The 9802-nt window shown below is 59.9% G+C and carries 11 protein-coding genes and 1 pseudogene; all 12 read left to right on the top strand.

The window, feature by feature from the left end; all coding sequences use genetic code 11:
- Positions 1-212: 212 nt before the first annotated feature.
- A pseudogene (locus ACKVY0_RS03920) lies at positions 213-323 on the top strand (ISAs1 family transposase); the annotation flags it as partial.
- Complete coding sequence (locus tag ACKVY0_RS03925) at positions 295-540, top strand: hypothetical protein (protein WP_409213486.1); 246 nt, start codon at positions 295-297, stop codon at positions 538-540. The pseudogene ACKVY0_RS03920 and the gene ACKVY0_RS03925, both read left to right, overlap by 29 nt.
- 110 nt (positions 541-650) lie before the next feature.
- Positions 651-1724 (top strand): polysaccharide lyase family 1 protein, encoded by a 1074-nt coding sequence (locus ACKVY0_RS03930; protein WP_409213487.1) that lies wholly within the window; start codon positions 651-653, stop codon positions 1722-1724.
- Positions 1725-1789: 65 nt separating this feature from the next.
- Positions 1790-2212: a hypothetical protein gene (locus ACKVY0_RS03935; RefSeq protein WP_409213488.1), complete on the top strand. Its 423-nt coding sequence runs from the start codon at positions 1790-1792 to the stop codon at positions 2210-2212.
- Positions 2209-3495 (top strand): phosphopyruvate hydratase, encoded by a 1287-nt coding sequence (gene eno, locus ACKVY0_RS03940; RefSeq protein ID WP_409213489.1) that lies wholly within the window; start codon positions 2209-2211, stop codon positions 3493-3495. The genes ACKVY0_RS03935 and eno overlap by 4 nt, the downstream gene beginning before the upstream one ends.
- Positions 3492-3869 (top strand): VOC family protein, encoded by a 378-nt coding sequence (locus ACKVY0_RS03945; protein WP_409213490.1) that lies wholly within the window; start codon positions 3492-3494, stop codon positions 3867-3869. Before eno ends, ACKVY0_RS03945 begins: the two co-directional genes overlap by 4 nt.
- Entirely contained in the window at positions 3866-4684 is an 819-nt protein-coding gene (locus tag ACKVY0_RS03950; protein ID WP_409213491.1) for an aldo/keto reductase, read from the top strand. The genes ACKVY0_RS03945 and ACKVY0_RS03950 overlap by 4 nt, the downstream gene beginning before the upstream one ends.
- Positions 4681-5421 carry a phytanoyl-CoA dioxygenase family protein gene (locus tag ACKVY0_RS03955; RefSeq protein WP_409213492.1) on the top strand — a complete coding sequence of 247 codons (741 nt, stop codon included), beginning with the start codon at positions 4681-4683 and terminating at the stop codon, positions 5419-5421. Before ACKVY0_RS03950 ends, ACKVY0_RS03955 begins: the two co-directional genes overlap by 4 nt.
- A gap of 30 nt (positions 5422-5451) precedes the next feature.
- On the top strand, positions 5452-5778 hold the full coding sequence (locus tag ACKVY0_RS03960) for a DUF1905 domain-containing protein (protein WP_409213493.1): 327 nt from the start codon (positions 5452-5454) through the stop codon (positions 5776-5778).
- Positions 5775-6956 (top strand): hypothetical protein, encoded by a 1182-nt coding sequence (locus tag ACKVY0_RS03965; RefSeq protein WP_409213494.1) that lies wholly within the window; start codon positions 5775-5777, stop codon positions 6954-6956. Before ACKVY0_RS03960 ends, ACKVY0_RS03965 begins: the two co-directional genes overlap by 4 nt.
- Complete coding sequence (locus ACKVY0_RS03970) at positions 6953-8461, top strand: hypothetical protein (RefSeq protein ID WP_409213495.1); 1509 nt, start codon at positions 6953-6955, stop codon at positions 8459-8461. Before ACKVY0_RS03965 ends, ACKVY0_RS03970 begins: the two co-directional genes overlap by 4 nt.
- Before the next feature lie 5 nt (positions 8462-8466).
- Positions 8467-9802: aminotransferase class III-fold pyridoxal phosphate-dependent enzyme (locus ACKVY0_RS03975; RefSeq protein WP_409213496.1), on the top strand; the 1336-nt coding region annotated here is incomplete at its 3' end.

Genomic DNA, 9802 nt, shown 5'->3' on the forward strand with positions numbered 1-9802 from the left:
CGCATGACGTCTTCCGCAATGTCTTCATGAAGATCGATCCACAAGCCATGATCGACATCCTCAGCCAATGGAGTGGCCCACTCAACGGTCTGCACATTGCCATTGATGGCAAAACTCTTCGCGGCACCTACAACGCCGAGTTAGGCCGACATCGCGTCCACCTGCTGCGTGCCTGAGTCGATGCGCGTTCGCTCAGCGCCGCTCAAGTCGTCTGCGAAGAAAAGAGCAATGAAATTGAAGCCATCCCGCGCTTGCTCGCCGCACTCGAACTTAGCGGAGCCACCGTCACCATTGATGCCATGGGCATGCAAACCGCCATCGCCGGAAAATCGCTGCCATTGGGTGCTCGACATGGCCTTTGGGGAAGACCACAGCCAGGTGCGCGACAAGACCGCCGCCCATAACTTTTCGATCCAGCGCGAGCTAGCGATCAAAGTCTTGCGCGATCATCCCAGTAAACTAAGCCTGCGCCGCAAACGCCGCCGCGCCTCTCTCGATCCCAACTTCCGTCTCGAACTCATCGGAGTTATTCATGCGTAGGCCCTGGGCATGAAGGCCGTGACTATGCGTGGACTTTGACCTATCGCGGCGGGAAAAACCGCTGCGACGTGGTTTTGACCAACGTGCGTGGCCATGCGGGAAACGCGCCCGTGACCCAGTGCCGGGTGCGCCCGGTCATTCCTGTGCCGCTTTGGGAAAAGCTGCCGCTGGAGACGATTCAACTCACTGACAAGCCGCCCGCCTTCGCTGGCGCGGAGGGTTTTGGCTGTCACACAGCAGGTGGTCGCGATGGGCCGCTGCTCTGGGTGGAGAATCTACATGACGACGGACCCGGCAGCTTCCGTGCGGCGGCGATCACACGTGGAATACGGCACATCGCCTTTCGCGTGGCGGGCGAGATCGTGCTGAAGTCCGTGCTGCGTGTGAGCGAGCCATTCATCACCGTGGAAGGCTCCACCGCACCTGCGGGCGGCATCACTTTCACTGGCAACGGCTTCCTTGTGACCACGCATGACGTGGTGCTGCGCCATTTCCGCATCCGCCCTGGCGATGACACCGACGACGAGGATGCGCTGAGTTTCAGCGACGCGCGGCGCTGCATCGCGGATCATCTGTCGCTGAGCTGGAGCACGGACGAGGTGTGCTCCATCACCGGCCTGAGCGACGAGATCACCGTGCAATGGTGCATCATCAGCGAAGGGCTGAACCGCGAGAACCACGGCTACGCCGCCATCCTCGGCGGTGAGCGGGTGACGTGGCATCACAATCTCATGGCGCATCACGTCAGCCGCGTCCCGCGCTTTGCTGGCATCGTCTGCGCGGACTTCCGCAACAACGTGCTCTACAACTGGGGTCACACCGCCGGTTACGGCCAGTTTGAGCGCGTTAACTACATTGCCTACTTTCTCAAGCCCGGTCCCTCGACCACACAGAAGCCGCCGCTCATCCACACCGGCGTGGATGTCGTGGGAGATGCCTCACTCTACCTCGAAGGCAATCACATGACCGTCAGCGAGGCCAAGACCGGCTTTGAAACGTCTGTGCTCGCCCCGAAGCCCTTCGCCGCACCACCCGTGACCACTTCCAGTGCCGTGGAGGCCTTTGAAAAAGTGCTCTCAACCGCCGGTGCCCTGCCAGACCGTCGTGACACCGCCGACACACGCATCGTGCGTGAAACACGCGACGGCACCGGGAACATCATCCACCATGCGCCCAAACCATGATGCTGGACAATTTCCCTGCCGCCTGACAGACTCGCATGTCCCTTTCTTCCTCAACGCCACCCACCATGAACACCAAAAGCCTGCTCATTACCATCGTCGTCGCGTTCATCACCATCGCGGTGACGGACTTCCTCATTCACCAGGTCTGGCTCTCGGCCACCTATGCCGAGACCAAGCATCTCTGGCGGCCCGAGGCCGAAATGATGACCAAGATGCCGCTGATGATGCTCGGCCAGCTCATCATCGCCGCCGCCTTCAGCCTCATCTTCGCCGCCTGCGTGGCGGAAAAGCGCTGCCTGAGCTGCACACTGAAGTTTTCCTTCTGCCTCGCCCTCATCTCCTGCGCCGGTCAGATGATGATGTATGCCGTGCAGCCGATCCCAGGCTCCCTCGTCGTCAAATGGTGCGTCGCGATCACCGCGCAGTTGCAGCTACTCGGCTTCCTCGTACACAAGGTCTATAAACTGCCCGCAAAATCGGCTTCATGACCATCACCTCGCTCGATGCCCTGCAAATCTTCGACAGTCGTGGCAATCCCACCGTCGAGGTCATCGCGACGCTGGAGGACGGCACCGCCGGACACGGCCTCGTGCCCTCCGGGGCCTCCACCGGCCATCACGAGGCGCTGGAGCTGCGCGATGGCGATCTGAACCGCTTTCGCGGCAAATCCGTCTTCAAAGCCCTCGCGCATGTGAAAGGCGAAATCGCCCGCGAAGTCATCGGACGCGATGTGTTCGATCAAAGCGGCCTCGATGAGGCTTTGATCGCTCTCGACGGCACGCCTGGCAAATCACGCTTCGGTGCCAATGCCATCCTCGGCGCCAGCATGGCCGTGGCACAGGCCGCCGCGAATGCGAAACGCGTGCCGCTCTTTAAAGCGCTCGGCGATGGCACACTGCTGCCGCTGCCTGAGATCCAGATCTTCGGCGGCGGCAAGCACGCGCAGGGCCGCATCGACATCCAGGACTTCATGATCATGGCCCTCACGGCCCAATCGTATGACGAGACGCTCGAAGTCACCGCCAACGTCTTCCACGCCGCCGCCGACATCATGAAACGCCGCGGCCTGCTCGCCGGTGTCGCTGACGAAGGCGGCTACTGGCCCATGTTTGATCGCAACGAAGACGTTTTCGACGCCTTGCTCGCCGCTATCGAGCACGCGGGCTACACACCAGGCCGCGAGGTCGGCATCTCGCTCGACATCGCCGCCACGGACCTCTACCACGGCGGCTTTTACACCCTCGGCCTCGAAAAGCGCCGCTTCACCACGGAGGAGTTCGCCGCGCTCATGATCGAATGGGTGAACAAATATCCCATCGTCTCCATTGAGGACCCCATGGCCGAGGACGACTGGGACGGCTGGAAAATCGTGCGTCAAGCCATCGGCCATCGCTGCCAGCTCATCGGCGACGACCACTTCACCACCAACATCACGCGCATCGAGCGCGGCATCGCCGCGAACACCGCCAACGCCGTGCTCATCAAGCTCAACCAGATTGGCACCGTCACCGAAACCCTCGCCGCGATCCGCCTCACGCAGGCCGCGGGTTGGCTGCCCGTTGTCTCCGCCCGCTCCGGCGAAACGGAAGACGCCTTCATCGCCCACCTCGCCGTCGCCACGAATGCCGGCCAGCTCAAAGTCGGCTCGTTCAGCCGCAGCGAGCGCATGGCGAAGTGGAACGAAGTTCTGCGCATCCAGCGCCATCTCGGTGAGCGCGCCCGATTCACCGGCGCGAAGATCTTCTCACTAGCCGGAATCTCCCTGCCATGAGTCCACCTGACCGCGAAGTCGAATGCACGATTCCCATCCTGCCGGTGGGCGATCTTGAGCGCAGCATTGAGTTCTACACGAAAACTCTTGGCTTTAAACTGGACTGGCGCAGCGGTCCAGTCGGCTCAGTTTCGAGAGACGGCTGCGCGATCATGCTCCGGCAGACCAGCCCGGTCACCGCCCCCTGCTGGGTATGGATTGGCCTCGAAAGCGACGCGCTATTTCAGCTTTATCGTGAGCGAGGTGTGAAAGTCCTCCAGGAGCCGATGAACTGGTCGTGGGCTTATGAAATGAAGTTCGAAGATCCCGACGGCAACGTCCTCTGGCTCGGAAGGGAACCTCGCGATGACCAGCCCAAGCAGGACGTGCCATGAACCCTTTGCCTCACCCCCTGATCGGCCTCGGCTGCGTCACCTTCGGTCGCGAGATCGACGAGGCGGCGTCCTTCGCGCTGCTTGATTATGCACTAGAGCGTGGTGTGCGGCACTTCGACACCGCAGCGGCCTATGGCGGCGGCGCATCTGAAACGATTCTCGGCAAGTGGCTGACCTCGCGAAAACCCGAAGGCATCACCATCGCCACGAAGATTTTGCCTCCGTATGACCGCATCGACATCACCCCAAGCCTCAAACGTCTTGGCGTGGAGCAAATCGATCTGCTCTATCTGCATCAATGGCATGCAACCGCGCTACAGGCGGACTCTGCACTCAAAGGGCTTCCGGTGAAGCAATTTGGAGCCAGCAACTTCACTCTGGAGCAACTCAAGACTGTCGGACCACGCTTCAGTGTCGTGCAAAACAACCACAACCTGGCCGTGAGCGATGTCAGCCCGGAGTTCCGCGATTACTGCGCTGCGAATGAAATCGCTATCGTCACCTACAGCCCGCTTGGGGCCGGATTCTTGACCAGCAAGCATCAAACCGGTGTCCAGCTTGGTTCACGCTTCGACATCATCCCCGGTCATCAAGATGTGTATTTCCACGAGGCCGCCTATCAGCGACTCGCACGGCTCGAAGCCGTCTCCAAACGCACTGGACACTCCCAGGCGCATCTCGCACTCGCCTGGGCGCTGCATCAGCCGGGCATCACCTCCGTGCTCGTCGGTGGGCGAACGCCTGCGCATCTCGATCAAGCTTTCGCAGCATTGGCGTTTGATGAACCAGCACTCTTTTCCGAACTCACCTCATGAACATCAAGAATACCACCATGCTACTCGCCAACTACGAGCATGACGGCGTCGTGCGCACCCCGCACTTCCTCAGCGCCGATGAAGTCGCTGCCGTGCGTGCCGAACTCGACCGCTACATCCGCGATGATCTCGCCGCGCAGCCGGTCGATGCGCGCACTTTCGAAAAGGATGAGACGACCGTGCGCAATCTGTGGCGCTTGGAGAAATACAACGAGTTCTTCCGCCAACTCGGCGAACGCGCTGACATCCTCGCCTTCATCGCTCCGTTTGTGCATGGCGAGCCTGTGCTCGTCGGCGTCGAGACCTTCAACAAACCCGCGCGCATCGGCTCCGGCGTGCCTTATCATCAAGACAACGCGTACTTCTGCCAGACGCCGCCGGACATGCTCACCGTCTGGATCGCCATTGATGAAGTCACGGAGGCCAACGGCCCCGTGTTCTTCGTCAAAGGCTCCCACAAAGGCGGAATGGCTCCCACCAAGCCCAGCGGCGTGCGCGGCAACAGTATCGGCTTGGCCGAGCCATCTGCCGTGCCACTCGCCGAGCAATTCTGCGGCCTTCTCAATCCTGGTGATGCTACCATCCATCAGTGTGAAACCATTCATCACTCCGCGCCGAACACGACGGAGCTCTCCCGTCTTGGCCTGCTGCTCGTCTATCGTGGAACACACACACTGACCGATCCAAAGCTCAAAGAAGCCTATGCCGCCGCCGTGGCCGCGACGCCACCAACGTAGATTCGATTGGCAATCGAAGCTGCCCAACCCATGAAACACCAGCGCGATCCATTCGACGAAGTCCACCGCTTCACCGGCACACTCTTCACCACTGAAGGCAAGGGGGCCTGGACCTTCGTTGCTCTGCCGAAAAGCATCTCGCCGCCCGTCACTGGTTCCTGGGGCATGACGCCCGTCATCGCGAATGTGGATGGCAAAACGTGGAAGACGACGATCTGGAAGGACTCGAAAAGGAAGAAGACTTTTCTGCCCGTGCCGAAGAAGATTCGCGGAAGCAAAGTCGGCGGTGACAAGGTCGCGGTGGAACTGCGTATGGATCGTGAGCGCATCCTCGGCCCCATCCACCCTCTCGAATGAAAGCAGTCCTCATCCTCTTCGCTCTCAGCCAGTTACTCACCGCGCGAGACATTCACGTCGGCAAAGATGTGCCTACGATCCACCACGCGATCAAAGTCGCGCTGCCCGGCGATACCATTCATCTCGAACCGAAAGTGTATCGAGATTACGCAGGCTTCTACGGCAAGAAGGGCGAAGCAGGGAAACCCATCACGCTGGATGGTCATGGAGCGACGCTTGAAGGCTCAGACCCGATTGATCCGGTGAAGTGGATCGAAGTTTCACCCGGTCTTTTCAAAAACGAGGCACTCCTGCCGCGACTCGATGATGCCATCACCGGCCGCTGGTTCTTCCTCTTTGATGGCAAGATGCAGCTTATGGGCCGCACCTCGAAAGGCAAGAGCGCGCCTTATAAGAAGCCGGAAGAACTCCAGCCGAACGAATGGACCTTCATCAAAGGCCCGCCGCGTGCGGAGGCGAAACCGCTGCAAACGTTCGGCGATTTCTACATCAAACTAACGCCCGGTCAGAAGCTGGCTGACGCCAACATCTTCATGCCCGTCCGCAGTGCTGGCGTGCAGTTCGGCGGGGACAATGCGCACCTCGTCATCAAGAACCTCACGGCCACACATCCTTACAACGACGGCTTCAACATCCATGGCGACTGCCGCGATGTCGTCTTCGAGAACATCCGCGCCATCGAGTGCGGCGACGACGGCATCAGCGCTCACGAATCCGCGCAGTATCGCGTCGATGGCTTCGTCAGCATCGGCAACAGCACCGGCATCTGCGACACGGGCACGGCGCAGACGAGCTATACGAACCTCTTCCTTGCTCGTAATATCGGCTTCGATCTCTACTTCCTCGATGAGGGCCGCTACTCGATCACGAATGCCCTGGTGCTCTCTTCGGCGCAGAATCCCTTCACCACCACCGGTCGCGCCACCGGTGACTGCCGCCTCACGCTGGACAATGTCCTGTTCCGCCGTCTCACGGAACCACGACTTGGCACCATTGCCTTGAACTCCATCGTTGCCGGCAAGCGTTGCACGTTCGAGAGCTTTGAATTCAAAATCACCGGTGCCGCGACTTGGGACAACTGCCTCATCAACGGCAAGCCCATGCCTGAAGGCAACAACGCCACGGGCGCTGAGGTGCAAGAGCTGCTCAAACTCATGCCCAAGGACTACCAGCCATGAAATTCATTCTCACCGCTCTCATCATTGTTTTGCCGCTTCACGCGGCTGAACAGGTTTTTTTCTCTTTCGATGATCACAACATCGCCTGGCAGCATAATTTGAAGCTGACGCTGCAAACGGTGACGAAGCATCCTGGCAATCCGGTGCTGAGGCGCGGGCCGCCCGGCGCGCCGGACCACGGACATGCCATTCTATATGGCACCGTGATCAAGACGGGTGGCACATTCCGCATGTGGTATCTCGGCATGATCGAGACGGAGAACAAAGCTGGGCAACCTCCCGGCTGGTGGCGGCCGATGTGCTATGCGGAGAGCAAGGACGGTGTGACGTGGAAGAAGCCGGAACTGGGACTCGTGGAGTTCAACGGCAGCACGAAGAACAACATCTGCCTGATCGAGGGCGAGCCGTATTCGATGACTCGCGTGAATGATTTCCTCTCCGTGCTGCATGAAGCGAACGATCCTGATCCTGCCAAGCGCTACAAATGCGCCTACATCGCGCATATGCCCTTTGATGAGGTCAAAGGCGGGCGCAGCAAGATCGGGCCGAATGAGCGGCGCTGGGGCGCGATGATCTGTGCGACGAGCGCGGACGGGTTGAAGTGGAAGTGTGTCGGTGATCGTCCGGCGAACGCGGGTGGTGAACGCTTTGAAGTCAGCAGCCTGTATCGCTTCGGCGATTTCTATTACAGCACAGGCCAGCTCATCAGCCCATGGTCGTGGCGGCCGGATGGCAGTGACATTGGTCGCGACATGCTGGCGTATCGATCGCCGGACTTCGTGACGTGGTCGAAGGCTAAGGCGCTGGCTTTTGCACGGCCTGGGCAACTGGCGAATCCACCTGTCAAAGGCCAGCAGATGCACATGGGCGCTGGCTTGTGGAATCGTGGTAACGTGATGGTCGGCCTGCATGGCATGTGGCAGGACGCCGAGACCGCACCACCGAAGGGCGAGAGCTGGAACCTAGGTGTGCGTGTCGATCTGGGGCTGGTGATCAGCAATGATGGCGTTCACTTCCGCGAGCCGGTGCCCAGCTTCAAAGTGGTCCCGCGTGGCAAGGAGGGCGAGTGGGATGACGTCGCTATCCTGCAAGGGCATGCCTTTGTGAATGAAGGTGATAAGACGATGATCTGGTATTCTCACTGGGACACGGGCAGCAAGCTCAAGAACATGGAGATCGGTCTGGCGACACTGCGGCGCGATGGCTTTGGGCATCTCTCACGTAAGGTGGAGGGCAATGATGCGCACTTTGTCACGGGTACGTTCACGGCGAAGGAGATCGCGCTGAATGTCGATGGCATCACGCCGGAGGCTGCGCTGTCGGTTCAACTTCTCGATCCTCTGGATCGCCCGCTCGATGGCTATCAGGCCACGGTGACTCAAAATGGCCTGCATCAAACCATCAACTGGCCCAAGCCGCTGCCAGCCGACAAGAAGCTTGCCCTGCGCCTGAACTTCCCAGCCAACAGTGCGGCGAAAGTGTATGCGGTGTATCTCAATAACTAACTCCTATGTCACTGCGCCTCGTCACTCAACTCAACGACACTGATCGCAAGCTCCTCAGCCGCGCCTTGGACGGTTTTGTGCCGCAGAAGGTCTTCGACATTCATGCGCACCTGTTTCATTCGCGTCATTTCGCGGAGGGTAACAGGCCGGTGTTCCTCGATGCGGATCGTGGCTACGGTCTGAGTGATTTTGATGCAGCGATGAAGCTGTGGATGCCTGGAAGAGAGGTGGAGGGCTTGTTTTTCGGTTATCCGAGTGCGGGGAATGACCGTACGGGCGAAAATGCCTGGGTGGGATCGCAAATTGACGTGAGCACTCAATCGCGCGCGCTGGTGCTCGTGGCACCGACCGATGATCCGGCGGAAGTGCGGCGACTGATGAGCGATGGTGTGTTTGTCGGCATCAAGCCGTATCGGCTGTATGCGGATGTGCCGGATACGAAGGAGGCGGAGATCGAAAGCTTTGCGCCGGAGTGGATGTGGGAGATTTGTCATGATCACGATGGCATCATGGTGCTGCACATCATGTTGGCGGATGGCATCACGGATCCGCGTAATGTGGAGGCGATTCGGCGGCTGTGTCGTCGCTATCCGCGCTGCAAGCTGGTGCTGGCGCATGTGGCGCGCTCGTTTAACTACCGCCATGCGCGCGAAGGATTGCTCCACCTCGTTGATCTCGACAACGTGGTCGTGGACACCTCGGCGGTGACTCAAGCCGGCGCGTTTCGGGCGGCGATTGAGATTCTGGGGCCGCGGCGTGTGCTGTGGGGCAGCGATTACATGGTCAGCGAGCTGCGCGGTTCCTGCATCACGCAGGGTGATGGTTTCACCTGGATTCATCCTGAGATCACGGGCGATAAACTGACGATTTTCGGCCAATACACGACTGTGGGCATCGAATCGCTCCTCTGTCTCCGCGAAGCCTGCGAGGACTCCGGCATGACGCAGGGTGATTTGGAGGACATTTTCCGCGAGAATGCGCTGCGGCTGTTAAAGCCGAAAAATGAGCTTTCAGGCCCCAAACTCTGGGAAGAAGCCAAAACGAAGATTTCCTGCGGCACGGGCCTGCTTTCGAAACGCGCCCATCTCTTCGATCCACAGACCTGGCCGTCCTATTTCAGCCGCGCAAAAGGCGCGAACATCTGGGATCTCGAAGGGCGGCGCTACACGGACTTCACCGGCGGTGTGGGTGCCATATTGCTCGGTCATGCCGATGACGAGGTGAACGCCGCAGTGAAGCGCCGCGTGAATCTCGGCAGCTATGCCACGCTCGCCTCACCGGATGAGGTGAAGCTCGCGGATGAACTGCTCGATCTTCATCCCTGGGCGGGCAAAGTGCGCT

Source organism: Prosthecobacter sp. (genome assembly GCF_046154365.1).
GTDB lineage: Bacteria > Verrucomicrobiota > Verrucomicrobiia > Verrucomicrobiales > Verrucomicrobiaceae > Prosthecobacter.

Coding starts and splice junctions, on each gene's coding strand:
- ACKVY0_RS03965 (WP_409213494.1), top strand. CDS start 5,775: ATGAAAGCAGTCCTCATCCTCTTCGCTCTCAGCCAGTTACTCACCGCG.
- ACKVY0_RS03925 (WP_409213486.1), top strand. CDS start 295: ATGCCATGGGCATGCAAACCGCCATCGCCGGAAAATCGCTGCCATTGG.
- ACKVY0_RS03950 (WP_409213491.1), top strand. CDS start 3,866: ATGAACCCTTTGCCTCACCCCCTGATCGGCCTCGGCTGCGTCACCTTC.
- ACKVY0_RS03945 (WP_409213490.1), top strand. CDS start 3,492: ATGAGTCCACCTGACCGCGAAGTCGAATGCACGATTCCCATCCTGCCG.
- ACKVY0_RS03955 (WP_409213492.1), top strand. CDS start 4,681: ATGAACATCAAGAATACCACCATGCTACTCGCCAACTACGAGCATGAC.
- eno (WP_409213489.1), top strand. CDS start 2,209: ATGACCATCACCTCGCTCGATGCCCTGCAAATCTTCGACAGTCGTGGC.
- ACKVY0_RS03970 (WP_409213495.1), top strand. CDS start 6,953: ATGAAATTCATTCTCACCGCTCTCATCATTGTTTTGCCGCTTCACGCG.
- ACKVY0_RS03960 (WP_409213493.1), top strand. CDS start 5,452: ATGAAACACCAGCGCGATCCATTCGACGAAGTCCACCGCTTCACCGGC.
- ACKVY0_RS03935 (WP_409213488.1), top strand. CDS start 1,790: ATGAACACCAAAAGCCTGCTCATTACCATCGTCGTCGCGTTCATCACC.